At 67.7% G+C, this 16,710-nt stretch carries 16 protein-coding genes; 2 read left to right on the top strand and 14 right to left on the bottom strand.

Annotation, left to right across the window (positions count from 1 at the left end; genetic code table 11):
* Positions 1-120 precede the first annotated feature (120 nt).
* On the top strand, positions 121-468 hold the full coding sequence (locus tag AC5P6E_RS18525; RefSeq protein ID WP_054172275.1) for a RidA family protein: 348 nt from the start codon (positions 121-123) through the stop codon (positions 466-468).
* Between the two features lie 51 nt (positions 469-519).
* Here AC5P6E_RS18525 and rnfB read toward each other — a convergent pair whose 3' ends face one another.
* From rnfB to AC5P6E_RS18480, 9 genes are all read right to left on the bottom strand, one after another.
* Positions 520-933 carry an Rnf electron transport complex subunit RnfB gene (rnfB, locus tag AC5P6E_RS18520; RefSeq protein WP_053091869.1) on the bottom strand — a complete coding sequence of 138 codons (414 nt, stop codon included), beginning with the start codon at positions 931-933 and terminating at the stop codon, positions 520-522.
* 25 nt (positions 934-958) lie between these two features.
* The gene (locus tag AC5P6E_RS18515) at positions 959-1,549 is read right to left on the bottom strand and encodes an HAD family hydrolase (RefSeq protein WP_010482899.1); all 591 of its coding nucleotides are present in this window, start codon (positions 1,547-1,549) and stop codon (positions 959-961) included.
* Between the two features lie 78 nt (positions 1,550-1,627).
* On the bottom strand, positions 1,628-3,709 hold the full coding sequence (gene metG, locus AC5P6E_RS18510) for a methionine--tRNA ligase (RefSeq protein WP_495231189.1): 2,082 nt from the start codon (positions 3,707-3,709) through the stop codon (positions 1,628-1,630).
* Positions 3,710-3,812: 103 nt separating this feature from the next.
* Positions 3,813-4,256 (bottom strand): DUF2147 domain-containing protein, encoded by a 444-nt coding sequence (locus AC5P6E_RS18505; RefSeq protein WP_005410552.1) that lies wholly within the window; start codon positions 4,254-4,256, stop codon positions 3,813-3,815.
* Positions 4,257-4,625: 369 nt separating this feature from the next.
* On the bottom strand, positions 4,626-5,030 hold the full coding sequence (gloA2, locus tag AC5P6E_RS18500; protein ID WP_010482918.1) for an SMU1112c/YaeR family gloxylase I-like metalloprotein: 405 nt from the start codon (positions 5,028-5,030) through the stop codon (positions 4,626-4,628).
* A complete protein-coding gene (locus tag AC5P6E_RS18495; protein WP_495231187.1) occupies positions 5,027-6,097 on the bottom strand; it encodes a serine hydrolase domain-containing protein in 1,071 nt (356 codons plus the stop codon). The genes gloA2 and AC5P6E_RS18495 overlap by 4 nt, the downstream gene beginning before the upstream one ends.
* A 16-nt stretch (positions 6,098-6,113) precedes the next feature.
* Positions 6,114-8,054, bottom strand: coding sequence for a DUF885 family protein (locus AC5P6E_RS18490; protein ID WP_019336994.1), 1,941 nt, complete (start codon positions 8,052-8,054; stop codon positions 6,114-6,116).
* Between the two features lie 95 nt (positions 8,055-8,149).
* Entirely contained in the window at positions 8,150-8,935 is a 786-nt protein-coding gene (locus tag AC5P6E_RS18485; protein WP_010482923.1) for a queuosine precursor transporter, read from the bottom strand.
* Positions 8,932-9,627, bottom strand: coding sequence for a DUF502 domain-containing protein (locus AC5P6E_RS18480; RefSeq protein WP_005414135.1), 696 nt, complete (start codon positions 9,625-9,627; stop codon positions 8,932-8,934). The genes AC5P6E_RS18485 and AC5P6E_RS18480 overlap by 4 nt, the downstream gene beginning before the upstream one ends.
* Before the next feature lie 76 nt (positions 9,628-9,703).
* Between AC5P6E_RS18480 and AC5P6E_RS18475 the strand changes: the two genes are divergently transcribed.
* Entirely contained in the window at positions 9,704-11,020 is a 1,317-nt protein-coding gene (locus tag AC5P6E_RS18475; protein WP_010482925.1) for a hypothetical protein, read from the top strand.
* An 8-nt stretch (positions 11,021-11,028) separates the two neighbouring features.
* On the opposite strand, the gene AC5P6E_RS18470 is transcribed toward AC5P6E_RS18475, so the two are convergent.
* The 5 genes from AC5P6E_RS18470 to trxA form a co-directional block, all read right to left on the bottom strand.
* Complete coding sequence (locus tag AC5P6E_RS18470; RefSeq protein WP_010482927.1) at positions 11,029-11,745, bottom strand: hypothetical protein; 717 nt, start codon at positions 11,743-11,745, stop codon at positions 11,029-11,031.
* Positions 11,746-11,790: 45 nt separating this feature from the next.
* Complete coding sequence (locus tag AC5P6E_RS18465; RefSeq protein WP_010482929.1) at positions 11,791-12,243, bottom strand: DUF4442 domain-containing protein; 453 nt, start codon at positions 12,241-12,243, stop codon at positions 11,791-11,793.
* Between the two features lie 75 nt (positions 12,244-12,318).
* Positions 12,319-13,944 (bottom strand): CHASE2 domain-containing protein, encoded by a 1,626-nt coding sequence (locus AC5P6E_RS18460; RefSeq protein ID WP_010482931.1) that lies wholly within the window; start codon positions 13,942-13,944, stop codon positions 12,319-12,321.
* Positions 13,941-15,641, bottom strand: coding sequence for a FecR family protein (locus tag AC5P6E_RS18455; RefSeq protein WP_019336993.1), 1,701 nt, complete (start codon positions 15,639-15,641; stop codon positions 13,941-13,943). Before AC5P6E_RS18455 ends, AC5P6E_RS18460 begins: the two co-directional genes overlap by 4 nt.
* Before the next feature lie 107 nt (positions 15,642-15,748).
* On the bottom strand, positions 15,749-16,606 hold the full coding sequence (trxA, locus tag AC5P6E_RS18450) for a thioredoxin (RefSeq protein ID WP_019336992.1): 858 nt from the start codon (positions 16,604-16,606) through the stop codon (positions 15,749-15,751).
* Between the last annotated feature and the right edge of the window lie 104 nt (positions 16,607-16,710).

Here is a 16,710-nt window from a genome sequence, read left to right as displayed (position 1 = left end):
TCATTTGACCAGTGGGACCGTCGGAGCCCGGTAGTGACGTGTCGCGGAGGGTACCCGTGCACCCACCGTCGACCGGTTTGGAGGACAATGCAGGCCTGATCAACCGCAGGAGCCACGCCCATGATGGAGCGTTACGACGTCGGACCGCGCATGTCCGAAATGACCGTATACAACAAGGTCGCCTACCTCTCCGGCCAGATTCCGGAAGACACCAGCCAGGACATCACCGGCCAGACCCGGCAGGTGCTGGCGGAGATCGACAAGCTGCTGGCGCTGGTCGCCAGTGATCGCCAGCACGTGCTGCGTGCGGAAGTCTTCCTCGCCGACATCGCCGATTTCGATGGCATGAACAAGGCATGGGACGAGTGGGTGGTCGAGGGCGCGACCCCGGCCCGCGCAACGTTCGAGGCCAAGCTGGCCCACGCTGACTGGAAGGTCGAGATCGTGGTGACGGCGGCAGTACCGTAACGATTGAATGGGGTCAGATCCTTTTCGCTCAGGAAAGCGGATCTGACCCCGTTACAGCGGCACCAGCTCGATGCAGTCCACCGGGCATGGCGGGATGCACAGCTCGCAGCCGGTGCATAGATCGGCGATTACCGTGTGCATGTACTTGGCGCCGCCGACGATGGCGTCCACCGGGCAGGCCTGGATGCATTTGGTGCAGCCGATGCAGTCGGCTTCCACGATCAACGCCACCTGCGGCGCCTTGTGCTCGCCGCGCGATCGATCGAAGGGAATGGCAGGTACTCCGAGCACCTGCGCCAGTGCGCGCGCACCGGTATCTCCGCCCGGCGGGCAGTGGTCCACGCCTGCTTCGCCGCGAGCCATGGCCTGCGCGTACGGGCGGCAGCCGTCGTAGCCGCATTGCCCGCATTGGGTCTGCGGCAGCAGGCGGTCGAGGCGTTCGGTCAGGGGCGGGATCAGGCTCATGCGTGGCGAAGGCTGCGCGTTGGGGTCATTTCAGGGGTTTGCCACGGAACCAGCGCTCGTGGGCCAGCGCCAGCATCGGCTTGTCTTCGGAACTGTCACCGTAGGCATGGATGCGCACGTAGCGCGACAGGTCGAACTGGCGACGGATGTGCTCGACCTTGCGCGGGCCACAGTCGCCACCGGCATAACGGCCTGTGAGGCGGCCGTCCTGGCTTTCCAGCCGGTTGCAGATCAACTGCAGGCCCAGCTGTTCGCACCATGGCCGCAGGTACAGGTCCAGCGAGCCGGACACGATCACCACGGTGTGCTGCTGTTCCTTGTGCCAGCGGATCTGCTCCAGCATTTCCGGGCGCACCACGTCGGGCAGGAACTCACGCGAGAAGCCGGCGGCCAGCGTGGCGATGTCATCGCTGTGGCGGTCGCTGAAGGTCAAACGGGTGACGCGCGCGCGGATGCGCTCGGCCGAGATCAGTTTCAGCTTGTACGCGGCCAGCCAGGGACCAATCTTCCACCACGCCTGTGCCAGCTGTTCGGCGGTGGCCACGCGGCGCAGGAAACGGCCATAGGTATCGCAGGTGGTCACGGTGTGGTCGAAGTCGAACAGCGCCAGTTCCATTCCGTTGCCTCCCATCGCGTTGCCTCCGGTGGCCGGTGCTGCCGGCGGGCGTGGCCGCAACCACGCCCGCTGCGGGCATCAGCGGACCGGCATGCCCGGCTGTGCGCCGCTGTCAGCGTCCAGCAGCGCCAGTGCGCCGCCGTCGAAACCGGCCGACAGGATCATGCCTTCGCTCAGGCCGAAGCGCATCTTGCGCGGGGCCAGGTTGGCGATGAACACCACGCTGCGGCCAACCAGCGTTTCCGGCTCGCCGTAGCTGCCGCGGATGCCGGAGAAGATCTGGCGCTTGCCCAGCTCGCCGGCGTCCAGTTCGAAGCGCAGCAGCTTGTCCGAACCTTCCACGAACTCGCAGACCAGCACCTTGCCGATGCGCAGGTCGAGCTTGGCGAAATCGTCGATGCCGATGTAGGCCGGGGCGTCGGCGCTCTTTGCGTCGTCCTTGGCCGGGGCCGAGGCGGCCGGCTTGACCGCTTCGGTCTTGGCGGCGGGGGCGGCGGCAGCGGCCGGCTGCAGGGTGTCCTTGGAGGCGTCGATCATGGCGTCAATCTTCTTCGGGTCGATACGGGTGAACAGCGGGGTGTAGTCGGTGATGCGGTGGCCCAGCAGCGGCTGCGCCAGTTCGGTCCAGTCGTTGACCGGCGCGGCCAGGAAGGCCTCGGCCTGCGCGGCGGTGGCCGGCAACACCGGCTTCAGGGCGGTGACCAGCACGCGGAACAGGTTCAGGCCCTGGCTGCACACCGCCTGCAGCTGCGCGTCGGCGCCTTCCTGCTTGGCGATGACCCACGGCTTGACGTCGTCGATGTAGCGGTTGGCTTCGTCGGCCAGGGTCATGGTCAGTCGGATCGCCGCGGCCGGGTCGTTGCGCTCGTAGGCTTCACGGATCGGCGCCAGGCCATCGACGAAGCGCTGGTACTGCGCGGCATCGGGCAGCTGCGCGGCCAGCTGGCCGTCGAAGCGCTTGCTGATGAAGCCGGCGCAGCGGCTGGCCAGGTTGACGAACTTGCCGACCAGGTCGGCGTTGACGCGGGCGATGAAGTCACCCAGGTTCAGGTCGAGATCATCGACGCCACCGCCGGACTTGGCTGCGTAGTAGTAACGCAGTGCTTCCGGTTCCAGCCCCGCGTCGAGGAAGGTGCGCGCCATGACGAAGGTGCCGCGCGACTTGCTCATCTTGGCGCCGTCCACGGTCAGGTAGCCGTTGACGTGCAGGCGGGTCGGCGCGCGGTGGCCGGTACCGTGCAGCACCGCCGGCCAGAACAGGCCGTGGAAGTTGACGATGTCCTTGCCGATGAAGTGGTGCAGCTCGGTGCTGGTACCGGCACGCAGGTGCGCTTCGAAGTCTTCGCCGAGCTTGCCGCACAGGGTCTGGAAGCTGGACAGGTAGCCGATCGGCGCGTCCAGCCAGACGTAGAAGTACTTGCCCGGCTGGCCGGGAATCTGGAAACCGAAGTACGGTGCATCGCGCGAGATGTCCCACGCGCGCAGGCCACCTTCGGCATTGAGCCACTCACCGAGCTTGGCCTTCACGCCCGGCAGGGCGACGTCGCCGGTCAGCCATTCGCGCAGGAACGCGTCGAAGTGGCCCACCTCGAAGAAGAAGTGCTCCGAATCGCGCATTTCCGGCGTGGCACCGGAGATCACCGAACGCGGTTCCTTCAGGTCGGTCGGCGCATAGGTCGCGCCACAGACTTCGCAGTTGTCGCCGTACTGGTCGGGGCTGCCGCAGTTCGGGCAGATGCCCTTGACGTAGCGGTCGGGCAGGAACATGCCTTTGGCCGGGTCGTAGAACTGCGCCACCGAACGGCGGCTGATGTGACCGGCCGCTTCCAGCTTCAGGTAGAACTGCTCGGTCAGCGCCTTGTTGGCCGCCGAATTGGTCGAGTCGTAGTGGTCGAAGGCCACGCCGAAGGCGGCGAAGTCACGTTCGTGGCTGGCCTGGATGTTGGCGATGAAAGTTTCCGGGGTGACCCCGGCCTTCTCCGCGGCCAGCATGATCGGCGTGCCGTGGGTGTCGTCGGCGCAGACGAACCAGGCCTTGCCGCCGCTCATTCGCCGTGCACGCACCCAGATGTCGGCCTGGATGTAGCCGACCAGGTGGCCCAGGTGCAGCGGGCCGTTGGCGTAGGGCAGGGCGGTGGTGACGAGCGCGGTACGGGTCATGGTCGCGGGGTGAAGCCGAGGGGAACCGCAGAGTATCGCATGCCCGCAACGAGGTGACCCGGCCGGGGCCGGGTCACGGGGGTGAAGCGGAGGGGCGGGGCGCTTACTCGCGCTGCCAGGTCTGCGCGCGGCAGATGAAGGCGATGCAGCCGGACACGTCAAGCCTGGTGCCGCCGGGCTGCAGTTCCATCTTCGACTTGTAGGTCTTGCCATTGGCCGGATCGAGGATGGTGCCGCCGGACCACTTGTTGGCGCCGTCGGCCTTGAGGTTCCAGAGGATGGTCATGCCCTTCACGGGCTTGTTCCTGTTGGCGCCTTCACAGCCGTCGCAGACCGGGTTCGGGCCCTTGTCCGAGTGCAGGATGTCGACCACCTTGCCGGTCAGGGTGCCGTTGGCGGCCTGGGTGATCTCGACGATCGACTTCACCTTGCCGGTCTTGTCGTCGATGGTCTTCCAGCGGCCGGCGGCGCCATCGGCGGCCTGCGCCGAGAGCGCGGCCAGGCACAGCGGCAGTGCCAGCAGCAGGGTCTTGAAGGTCTTGCGCATGGTCCCCTCCCAGGGTTCATTCCGGCACGGTGCCGGTACGGGTCGACTGTATACCCATTCGGCGGGGTATGGGGAAGGGGGGCTTTGCAGGGCTGCGCCCTGCACCCGCAGAGGCAACAGCAACGGCAACGGCAAAAGCGGCCATTCCGTGGATGGCGGGGTGGGTCCGGTTGCGGGGGGCGCTGCAAGTACGTCCCTGTAAGCTCGGTCGCCGCATCCATGCGGCTCACGCCCCCGCAACCGGACCCACCCCGCCTTCGACAGAGTCCTGCGATCTGCCGGAATGGCACGGCCTGCTCTTGGTGGGTCTCGACCTTGGTCGACACGTAGATCCATGCCATGCATGGATGAATCACGATTGAAAAACGCTCAACCGACTTCGTACAGCTCCAGCGGCAGGCCATCCGGATCGGCGAAGAAGGTGAAGCGGCGGCCGGTGTATTCGTCCACGCGGATCGGTTCGCAGGCGACGCCATGCGCGGCCAGGCGCTGGATGAAGGGTTCCAGTGCAGCCACCCGGAACGCGAGGTGGCGCAGGCCCTGGGCTTCGGGGCGGCTGGGACGGGGCGGTGGCGAGGGGAAGGAGAACAGCTCCAGCTGGCCGCCGTCGGGCAGGGCCAGATCGAGCTTCCAGGAGTCGCGCGCCGCACGGTGGTTCTCGGCCAGCACGCGCAGGCCGAGGATACGCACGTAGAAGTCCTTCGAACGCGCGTAGTCGCTGCAGATCAGCGCAGCGTGGTGGATGCCCAGCAGGGCGTCGGAACCGGGGGTCATTGCAGGGTGTCCAGCCAGCGCTGGGCGATCTTCTGCGCCAGCGGATAGGGTTCGGGATCGTTGCGGTTGGTCAACACGATCACGGTCAGGTGCTTTTCCGGGTGGCGCACGATCACGTTGCGGAAGCCGATGCTCTCGCCGCTGTGCCATTGCACCGCGCCATTCAGGCGCCAGCCGAAGCCGTAGTGCGGTACATCCGGTTCGGGCGTCGATGTGGCCGGGCTGAACATCGCCCGGCGCGAGGCCTTCGACAACAGGCGGTCGTCGTACAGCGCCGCATCCCACCCGGCCAGGTCGTCCAGCGAGGAATAGATGCCGCCATCGCCGAGCACGGCGCTGGTGGTGCTCTGGTCGGTGCGCTGCCAGCGGCCATCGATCCGGCTGTAGCCATAGGCGCGTGCGGCGACCGTGTCCACGCCGTCCTGGTGGGCCACGGTATGCGCCATGCCCAGTGGGCGGAAGATGCGCTGCTGCAGGAACGTGGCGAAATCCTGGCCGGAAGCACGGCCGACGATCAGTGCCAACAGCGCGTAGCCGCTGTTGCTGTAGCGGTACTGCGTGCCGGGTGCGAAATTCAGGCGGTCCTCGTGCGACAGGAGGGTCAGCACGTCGGCGTCGTGCACCTGCCGAGTGTCAGCCGGATTCATCAGGTCTTCGTAGTCGAGCAGGCCGCTGGTATGCGACAGGAGCTGGCGCAGGGTGATGGCCGCCGCTGCCGGCGGCAGCTCGGGCAGCCACTGGCGGGCGGGCTGCTCCAGCCCGAGCCGGCCGTCTTCCACCAGCAGCAGCACTGCCGCAGCGGTGAACTGCTTGCTGACCGAGGCCAGCCGGAAGTTGCTTGCCGCGGTGACCGCGGTACCGTCTTCCACTACCGCCAGGCCGTAGCCGCGGCGGAACACCGGTTGCCCGTCGTGCAGTACCAGTACCGCAGCGCCGGGTACCTGACCGTCGTAGGCCTCCATCAGGCCGTCGATGCCCGCATCCGGTGGAGTCAGCACCGGTGCGGCGCCGCCCGCCACTGGCAGCAGGCCCAGCACGACGGCGAGCAGGGCGACGGCAGGGCGCATGGCGGCTCCGGAAGGGTCAGGGTGAAGGGGCAGGTGTGGTGCTGGCGGGCTGCGCCATCCAGCGTTCCATCTTGCGGTCCAGCACGTCCAGCGGCATCGAGCCGTCCTTCAGCAGTTCGGCGTGGAAGCGGCGCAGGTCGAAGGCGGCGCCCTGGCGTGCCTTGGCCTTGTCGCGCAGGGCGACAATGGTGGTCAGGCCGGCCACGTTGGACAGCGCCTGGCCGGGCTGGGCCATGATCCGCTCGACTTCGGCGTTGGCGTCGTCACTGCTCATGTCCACGGTCTTCTGCAGGTAGGCCACGGCCTGCTGCTTGCTCCAGCCCTGGGCGTTCACGCCGGTGTCGGCCACCACGCGGGCAGCACGCAGCAGGCGCGAATACAGGTAACCGATGCGGTCGTATGGATCGGTGTAGATGCCGAGGTTCTCACCCAGCGTTTCGGCATACAGGCCCCAACCTTCGACGAAGGCGAGGTCGCCACCGAGGCGGCGGAAACGCGGCAGCTTGGCCAGCTCCTGCTGCAGGCCCAGCTGCACATGGTGGCCGGGGATTGCTTCATGCAGGTACTGCACCGGCACGTTCCAGCGCTTGCGGCTGGGCAGGTCGCGGGTGTTCACGTACAGCACGCCCGGTTGCCCGGCCGCAGACGGCTGGTAGGCCGCTGCTGCAGCGGTCAGCGCACGCTCCGGTTCCACTGCGCGCACGTCCAGCGTGGACTTGGGCAGGGTATCGAGCACCTGCGGCAGGCGTGCGTTGACCTGCTGCTGCACCTGGCGGTAGCGGTTGATCAATGCGTTGGCGTCACCGTACTGGAACTGGCGATCGTTGCGCATGCTGCGCAACAGCTTGGACGGCGTGCCACGCAGCCTGGCATCCTTCATCACGGTGGCGATCTGCGCCTGCAGCTCCTGCACGCGCTGTTCGCCCAGTGCGTGCAGCTGCGCCGCGGTCTGGTCGCTGGCAGTGGTCTGCACGATCAGGTTGGCGTACCAGGCCTGGCCATCGGGCAGTGCGCCCAGGCCGCTGCTGGCGCGCGTGGCCGGCAGGTATTCGGTGGCGATGAAACCGCGCAGGGCTCGATAGGCTGGCATGATGCGCAGCTCGATCATGCGCTTGTACTCGGCGCTGATGCGCGCCTTGTCCTCGGCCGCGATGGTGTTGGGCATGGTGCGGATCGGCGACCAGAAGATGCTCTCTTCAGCGGTTGGCTTGATCACCGCATCCAGCTGCGGCAGCACCTTCTCCATCAGGTCGCGCGGCTGCACCACGCCGGCCTTCATGCCCTGGCGCATGTTGTCGATGGCCTGGTCGAACAGCTCGGGAATGCCCAGCGAGCGACGCGACCAGGTGTCGTAGTCCTGCACGGTGTTGAACGGCTGTGCGCCGGCGCCCGCGCCGAGGATCGCCATGATGCTGCCGACGTTGTAGTACTGGCTGATCGGCATCATCCAGCTCGGATAGCGTTCGGCGGCCAGCGATGCGCGCGCGTCGCGCACGAAGATCTCGTAGCTGAGCAGGTCTTGGCCCTGCAGGCCGTCGCTGCCGAGTTTCTCGACCTTGCCCAGCCACTCGGTGGTGAAGTCGTGCGATTGCTGGCGCCATGCGGCGGACAGGATGTTGGGCAGCTGGTCGTTGTAGCGGGCCTCGCCCTGGAAGGTTGCCTGCAGCGGATTCAACCGCATCGAGGCATCCCAGTACTCGTCGTACAGGCGCTCCAGCTGTACCTGCTTGGGCACGGCGCGGGCTGGTGCGACCGGACGCGGCGCGGCCCGGCGCGCCGAGCTGCCACGGGCCGGTGCGGTGGCACGGGCGGGCCTGGCCTTGGGCTTGGCGGCCTGGCGGGTCTGCGCAGCGGCAGGGCGGCTGGCCTTCTTCTTCGCTGCTTCGGCCGGCGGCACGGCACTGAACAGGAACAACGCGGCAATGGCAGCGGCCAGGACGCGGGGGGAATACGGCATCAAGAAGCTTCCGTGGAACACAGACCGTGGAGCTTGCACGATCCGGCCGCGTACGGCCAGCGTGAAGGCGCAGTCAGCTTGCCGTCGCTGGGGCTTCAGTCAGCCGCGGCGGCGGCCCGCAGCGCGGCCGCCCTGTCTGCGCCCAGATAGCGGGTGATCGCACGCCGCATCAGGTACAGCAGCGGAATCAAGGCAATCGCAAAACCCATCTTGTAGATGTAGTTGACGCTGCTGACGGCCAGGAACAGCGAGGTCGGCCAGTGCTGCGGGCCGAGCACGAAGGCGATCCAGATCACCACGAAGCTGTCCACCACCTGCGAGATCGCGGTGGATCCGGTCGCACGCAGCCACACGTGGCGCTCGCCGGTGGCCTGGCGGATGCGGTGGAACACTGCCACGTCGATCAGCTGGCCGAGCAGGAAGGCCACCAGCGAACCGGCGATGGTCCACATGCCCTGGCCGAACACGGCTGCGAACGCGGCCTGGTAATCGGGCACGCCGTGGCCATCCATCGACGTGACCCACCAGCTGGCCGGCGCCAGTGAAATGGCGGCGAAGGCGAACAGGAAGCCGTAGCCGATCAGCACCACCGCCAGCCACGAGATGAAGCGCACGCCGCGCTTGCCGAAAAACTCGTTGATGGTGTCGGTCATGATGAACACCACCGGCCAAAGCAGGGTGCCGGCGGTGAAGCTGAGCGAGCCGGTCTGGCCGAACAGGTTCCAGTTCAGTGGAGCGATGCCGAGGGTGTCTTCCAGCGCGAAGATCTTCACCCCGATCAGCTCGGCCAGCACCGCATTGCCGCAGAAGAACGCGGCCAGCACGATGAACAACAGGACCGCGCGGTCCTGCAGCGGGCGCTCGATCGGCGCCGGGGTCATTCGGTGCGTTCGCCGGTGCGTTCGCCGGCGCGGGTGAACGGCACGCTGGACGGCGCCACGGCTCCGCCGGAAATGATGAAGCTCATGGCCTGGTCGACGGTCCAGTCGGTCGGGGTCAGCAGTTCCACCGGCACGATTTCCAGGTAGCCCGAGGTCGGGTTCGGCGTGGTGGGCACGTACACCGCGGCCAGCTCACGGTCGGTGCCGTGTTCCTTGATCACGCGGGTGACCAGGCCGACCGATTTCATGTCGCGGTGCGGGAAGTCGATCAGCACCACGCGCTGGGTGCTGCCCGGCTCGGTCTGCAGCATGTCCAGCAGCTTCTTGGCACTGTCGTAGATGATGCTGGCCAGGGGGATGCGCTTGATGACCGCGCCGACCCAGCGCAGCAGGCGCTGGCCAAGCACGCGGCGACTGGCCACGCCCACCGCCAGGATCACCAGCAGGGTGGCCAGCAGGGCGATGGTGTCCTGGATCCACTCGGCGCGGACCCAGCCCAGATAGTGCGGGAAGCTGGTTGCGATCTGTTCGGACAGCGGCACCACCAGCGGGCTGGAAATACCCGACAGCAGCACGAACACGAACTTGACCACGACCCAGGTCAGCCAGATCGGCAGCAGGGTGAGCAGGCCGGTCAGGAACAGGCGCTGCAGGGAGGGGCGGGGGACCAGGGCGGGGGCTTCGAGCGACATGCGCGCATTGTAGCGGTCACTGCAGGTCGATTACGCTGGGAAATCGACTGCGGCAACGGCACATGGAAGGGAAGCTGTGTTGAAGATTCTGCGCGGACTGGGCTGGACCCTGGCAGGCCTGCTGGTGCTGGCCATCGTGGTGTGGTGCGCCTCGCGCATGTGGCCGGTACCCGAATCGCGGCTGCAGGCGCAGCAACGACTGGAAGCACGCCTGCCGGCGACCGGGCACAACGGTTATGCCTTGTTGTGGACGCTGCCATTCGACGACCTGGATGCCCAGCAGCGCGAGCAGGCGCTGGCCGAGGATGTACGGCGCTGGGAGGCCGACCCACACGGTGGAGGCGGCGGCCGGACACACCTGGTGGCCAACCATGCCGAGCTGCACTCGCGGCCCGGTGCCAGTTGCGGGCCGGCCGCCAGCGGCTGTCTCGTCCAGGTCCGCGCGGACCCGCAACGCTTCGTGGAGGCCCACGCCGGCCACCAGCAGTTGCATGCGCGGCTGGATCAGCTGGCCGAAGCGGACTACTTCATGTCGCCGTTCCCGCCGAAGGGCGAGGGCATTCTGGTCCCGTTGCCGGCCTATGGCGTGGTGATGGACGCCACCAGCGCACGTGCGCTGGCGTACGTGCAGGGCGATATCGACGGTGCTCTGCGAGGTGCTTGCCGTGGCCTGCAGCTGGGCCGGCGGCTGGTGCCCGGCAGCAGTTATCTGGTCGAGAGCATCATCGGTGCCAGCCTGGTGCAGGCCAATGCCCAGCTGCTGGCCGACATGCTGGTTGAACTGCCTGCCGACCATCCGTTGCCAAGGGAATGCGAACAGGCGCTGCAGCCGCTGCGGGCCGAAGAGCAAAGCCTGTGCCGGGCAATGCAGGGCGAGTACGCGATGAGCCGGGCGGCGATCGAGACATCGGCGCGGGAGTTCGGCGGCGTGCTGGTGCTGGATCGCAGCAGCACCCGGGCCCGCGCGGCCGGCAATCTCGGCTGGGCCTGTGGCGCGGCAGCCACAGCGGCACTGGAAGTGGATCGCCCGTTGCCAGTGCCGGCGCCACCGCAGCATGACTTCGGTTGCCTGTCGAACGTCATGGGCTGCGTGCTGACCGATATCGCCGCGCCGATCTATCCTGCCTATTCGTCACGGCCACAGGATGCTGCGGCGATGGTGCGGCTGCTGGGGGCGCAGCGTTGGCTGCGGCAGCAGACGGATGATCCGGTGCACGCCCTGCAGCGGCTGCCGGCGCAGTTCCGCTCGCCGGTGCGGTCGCCGCAGCTGTCCGCCGATGGCCACCATCTGCAGGTGCCGCGTCGTTCGCCGCCGCGTGGCAACGCTGAGAGCCCGTGGTTGTCCGTACCGTTGGTGGCCGGCGCCGGCGCAACCGCCGCTGCCCGCGACTGAGCCGTGGCTCAGTCGGTGCCGGCCTGCGGATCGAATGCCCAGCCATCGCCGACCGTCTGCAGCGTCCAGCGACGGGTGCCGCGCAGTGGCTGCCAGCGCACGCTGTCCTTGTCGTTGTCGATGCTGCCTTCGACGCGCCTTACCTTGCGCGTGGAGAAGTTCACGCTCAGCGATTCGGTCTTTCCGGAATTGCGCATCACCGAATCCTGGTCGTAGCCGATCAGCGCGAACGCGCCGTCCTGCCAGCGGAAAGTGAAGGCGGTGGTACCCATCGACCAGCTTCCGGCGCTGGCGAATGAAAACAGCGCGACCTTCAACGTGCCACGCTGGATGCTGACACCCCCTTCTTCAAGCGGATCGCTCATCACCGGGTTCTCCGGGCGCGGAATCAGCTGATGGTCCTGCACCGCCAGCACATAGCCGGTTGGCCGTGACCACGCCACGGCGAGAATGCGCGGGTTGCTGTCATGCGGGGACGGGCCGAAGCCGTCGTGTTCGATGACGTTGCGCGGGTCCTGCTGGCGCAGTACCAGGACCAGATCAGCGCGGCCATCCTGGTCGAGATCGCCTTCGATGCTGGATTCAAGCGTCCAGCCGTTGGGCACGAAGCCGGCGGCAGTGGCAGCCTGTGCCGGCAGCGTCGGGTACTGCACCGGCGGCAGGTCCAGCGCATGGGCCGCGCACGGCAGGGTGCTCAGCAGTGCAGCAAGGGTGTACGGGCGCATCGGGGCCTCCATGGCAGAGGCCAGAGGATAGCGCCCAAGCGATGATCAGCGTGCGTGTGGCTTCAACCGCAGGTAGACCTGCTTGCGCACCTGGGCGACCACCTCGCCACTCTCATCGATCACGTCGTTGCTGAACCAGCGCAGCACCTTCTCGCCACTGGCCGCTTCGGCGCGCAGTTCGTCCAGCAGCGCGTCGTCGATGCGGAACGACGTCCGCACGATGCCACGGCCCGGCTTGAGGAAGTCGATGGCGCCGGCGCGGTCCCACACGTAGTAGTCGCGGCCGAGGATGTGCAGCAGGCCGAGCATCCAGAACGGATCGGTCATCGCGAACAGGCTGCCACCGAAGTGGGTACCGACGTAGTTGCGGTTCCATGGTCGCAGGCGCAGTTCGACATCGATCTGCCGGTAGTCCGGCGTGATGCGGGTGACGTGGATGCCGGTGAACAGGAACGGCGGCCAGAGATTGATACCGAAGCGGAACAGGCGGGCGTTCATGCGGATCCGGGAGCGCAGGGCGAGGCGCCCAGTCTAACCATTCGCATGCGTATGTTGCACCCAGGGCGGCGAGGGTCATGCCTCGCCGTCGATCACATACCCGTCGCGGCCGTTGGCCTTGGCCTGGTACAACGCGGTGTCGGCGCCTTCGACGAAATGGTGCGGTTGCAGCGTGCCGTCGGGTACGCGGGTGAACACGCCGATGGTGAGGGTGACGCCTGCTTCGCCGCCGTCACCGGGCGCCGGCAGTGCACGCACGCAGGCGATCAGGTCCTCGATGACCTGGCGTGCGCCTTCGGCCGGGGTATCCGGCAGCACCAGTGCGAACTCATCGCCACCGTAGCGCGCGGCCATGTCGCGTGGACGTCGCGCATGTGCACCGATCAGGCGCGCGACATCGCGCAGCACGCGGTCACCGACCTGATGCCCGTGGCGGTCGTTGTGGCGCTTGAAATGGTCAACGTCGATCAGCGCGAGGCTCAGGGATTTGCCACTGCGTCGCGCGGCATCGCATTCCTGTTGCAGCGACTGCTCGAAACGCAGGCGATTGCCGAGACCGGTCAGCGCATCGCGATTGGCCAGGCGGTGCCAGGCCGAGACTCGCCAGATCGCCCAGGCCAGCAGCACCAGCAGGATGCCCAGCATTGCGCTGGCCGGTGCCCACCACAGGTCACCGGCGCGCAACAGCAACCAGCTCAGCAGCGGTGGAAGCGGCAGCGAGCACAGCGCAGCAAGCCATGGCAGGCGCAGGCCGAGCAGGATCACGCACAGCGCCACCAGCACGCCGCTGATGGCGTGCTGCCAGAGGCGGGGCAGCAGATCGATCTGCTTGTGCTGCAGCAGCATCGACGCGATGTTGGCCTGGTACTCACTGCCGCTCATCCAGAACTCGCGGGTGGTCGGGGTCAGCAGCCGCGGTGCGATGCCGCTGGCGGTCATGCCTACCACGATGCGGCGACCATGCAGCATCGCCATGTCCACGTGACCATCCAGCACGTCGGCATAGGACACCTGTGGCAGGCGCTCGGGCGGCCCGGCATAGCGCACGCGCACGTAGTCGTTGCGCCGCCATTGGTAGGGCGAACCGATCTGCGGATCAGGGTCGGGCAGGCCGTGCACCGCGCCCGGCGGCAGGGCGGCCAGCGCCAGGCCCAGTGCCGGCCAGTGAGCCTGGCCGATGCCCGCATGCAGATACACACCGCGCGCGACGCCATCGCCATCCACTTCCACGTCGGTATGGCCGATCGCCGCGGCACTGGCCGCGATCTGCGGAATCGGCAGCATTTCCTCGGCCATGCGGTCGCCGGCGGCCGGCGCCGCGAGTACCGGCAGCACCACCCGGCCATTGCGGCGGATCGCTGCGGCCAGTTCATCGTCCTGGCGGCTGTCGCGTCGATCAGGTTCGGACAGCATCAGGTCCAGTGCGACGCGCTCGGCACCGGCGTCGGTCAGCCGGTCCAGCAGGCGGGCATGGATCGAGCGGGGCCAGGGCCATTGGCCGATGCGCTGCAGGCTGCCCTCGTCGATGGCCACGATCAGCACGCTGGGGTCGGGGCGGTAGTCCCAGTTGCCGACCATGGCGTCATAGGCGGCTTCGTCCTGCCGCCACAGCCACTGGCCCTGGCTGGCGATCACCGTCAGTACGCCGGCCAGCAGTGCCAGCAGGATCCGCTTCGACCACGGCAGCGGCGAGCGCCTCATAACAACAGCAACAGCAGCAGGGCGCCACCACCGGCGCCGTAGCACAGGCGGCAGGGCAGCTGGATCTGCTGGGCCGGTGAGTACTCGCCCGCATGACCGTCGTCGTCGATGTACTGCACACGCACATGCAGGGTGCCGCTCCACGGCCGCTTGAAGCTGACCTGCGGCTCGCTCACGGTCTGGTCGACCAGGGGCGTCCTGAAGTCGCCACGACGGTCCACCTGCACCCGGTACTGCTGGCCTTCGCTGCCGGCCTGCCAGCGCAGGGTCAGCTCGCCATGCGCGGCTTCAGGCGGCTGCAGGGCAGGGTCGACCGGTTCATTGCTCAGTTGCAGGGGCAGGGCCTGGCCGTAACGTCCCTGGTGGCCGTTGCCATCGCGCGACGCCACCCGCCAGAAGTACTCGCCGGGCGGCAGCGGCTGCGCCAGGCGCAGGTCGGTGCCTTGGGTGCTCTGTTCCTGCAGCGGCTGCACGAAGCTCGGCTCGGCGGCGATCTGCAGCACGCTGCTGCGCGCGCCCGGCGCCTGGCTCCAACGGAAGCGCGGGCGGTCGCTGTTGACGGTCTGCCCATGCAGGGGGGTCACGGTGAGCGGCGGCGGGGGCTGGTCGCTGAGTTCGAAATCGGCGCTGGCGTCGAGGCCTTCCACGCCCTGCGCATCCACGGCGCGCAACAGGATGCGCAACTGGCCGGGGGGCAGGTCACCGATCGCCAGCCGGGTGTCGGCAGTGGTGGCGGCAAACAGCAGGATTTCCGGCGTCGCTGCCTGCACCACTTCCACACGGTAGCGCGCGGCGCCGTCGACGGGGTCCCAGGCGAGCAGGGTCGGCAGGGGCGCCAGGCGCACATCGTCGCTGCGCAGCTGCGGCGCGGGAAGAAGGGCGGAGACAGCGTCCGGTGCGGCATCGGCGCTGATGCTGCGGCTGGCCTGTCCAGGCTGGACCAGGCGTTTGCCGTGGGTGTTGCCGACCTGCACCTTGCCCTGCAGTACCTCGGTGGCAGCTACGTGGCCGGTGTCACCGGCGCTGACCCGGAATACGGTACCGCGCACGCTGCTGGTCGCCGTAGGTGCATCGATGATGTAGCGCGAGGCCGGGCCACGGGCAGGTGTCACCCGGTTGCTCGCGCGGCCCTGCTGCAGGCGCAGGCGGGTATCGACCATGCCGGTGTGGCCGTAGCGGCTGAGCTGGTCCAGGCGCAGCCGGGAATACTCGCGCAGCTGCAGGCGCGAGGCGTCGGCGAATTCAAGCGTGACGCTGGAGTCGCCTTCGGTCTGCACGGTGTCACCGATGCGAAGTTGTTCCCCGGCGAGTATCGCGCGCGTGGCGCTGCCATCGGCGCCGGACAGTTCCACCTTGCCGCGCACCGACAGCACCCGGGCAGGTGCCGGTTCGATGCGCAGCCAGCTGATCGGGAAGCGCAGCAGCTGGCCCGGCGGCAGCTGGTAGGGGTTGTCGATGCGGTTGTGCTGTTGCAGCTGCTGCCAGCGCACCGAGGGCTTGAGGTACAGGCCTCCCAGATCCCACAGGGTATCGCCGGGACGGACCCGGTAGTTCCAGTCCTGGGCGGCGGCGATGGCCGGCAGGAAGAGAAGAGCGCAGAGCAGCGCGCCCTGGAAGCGCATGGCGAACGACAGCGAGCGGACGAAGGTCACAGTTTGCAATCCCGGCAATGCGGGGGCGCAGCTGCAAGACCCCATGGCCCCGACCTCATCCCCCCGAACGGATCGTGGCGGCCGTACGGCCGCCATCCCGCGCATTATTGCCCGCGTTCAGTGCAGGGATTCTGAACGAAGTGGGTTTCCGTTCAGAACAGCAGGGAGGCCATCCGGCGGCGGTACTGGCCGACCAGGTCCTCGTCGGAGATCACATTGAAGGCGTCGATCAGGGCCTTGCGCGGCAGTCCGTCCTCGAACGTGCGGTCGATCCGCAGCATTTCCAGGAACTGGGCCAGCGCGGCTTCGTCGTGGCCACCGAGCAGCAGCTGTACGCCGCGCAGGTGGCGTGCCTTGAGGTCCTTGCCATCGGTGGCGATGCGGGCGTCCAGCACTTCAGCGGCCGGGGCGTCCTTCAGGGCCGAGGCGAAGGCCAGCCGGGCGCGTGCACGCACAGCCCGGTCGTCGGTGGACAGGTTGGCGGGCAGGCCGTCAATCAGCAGGCTGGCTTCATCGACGCCACCGATCTGCAGCAGGGCCAGCGCCAGGTCGAGTTTCAGCTCGTCCTTGTCCGGCTCGGCGGCGATCTGCGCGCGCAGTACGTCTACCTGCGCCTGCGGGTCCAGCGGGGCTTCATCTTCGGCGACGGCGTCGCCGATGTCGGCCGGCACGATGCCGTGCTGGGCCAGGAACTCACGTAGTTGGCCTTCCGGGATGGCCCCCGGGAAGCCGTCCACCAGCTGGCCGCCCTTGACCAGGAACACGGTCGGCACCGAGCGGATCTGGAAGGCGGCGGCGATCTGCTGTTCCTTGTCGACGTCGACCTTGGCCAGTTCGAAGGCGCCGTTGTACTCGGCAGCCAGCTTTTCCAGCATCGGCCCCAGGGTCTTGCACGGCCCGCACCAGGTGGCCCAGAAGTCGACCAGCACCGGCGTCTGCAGCGACTTCTGCAGGACTTCGGCCTCGAAGGTCGCAGTGGTGGCGTCGAATACGTAGGTCGTCTCGGTCATGGGGGAAGCATCGTTTGGCGTCTGGAGACCGATTCTATGGTGACGATCGATGCCGGTCTCAACCCGGGTTGTAGTAAATGCCTGACAATGCAGGCTTCCTGTCG

The sequence above is a fragment of the Stenotrophomonas sp. YJH_SMC_16 genome (assembly GCF_059367875.1).
Note: the sequence above shows the minus strand (reverse complement) of the source record. Positions and strands in the feature narration are given on the sequence as shown.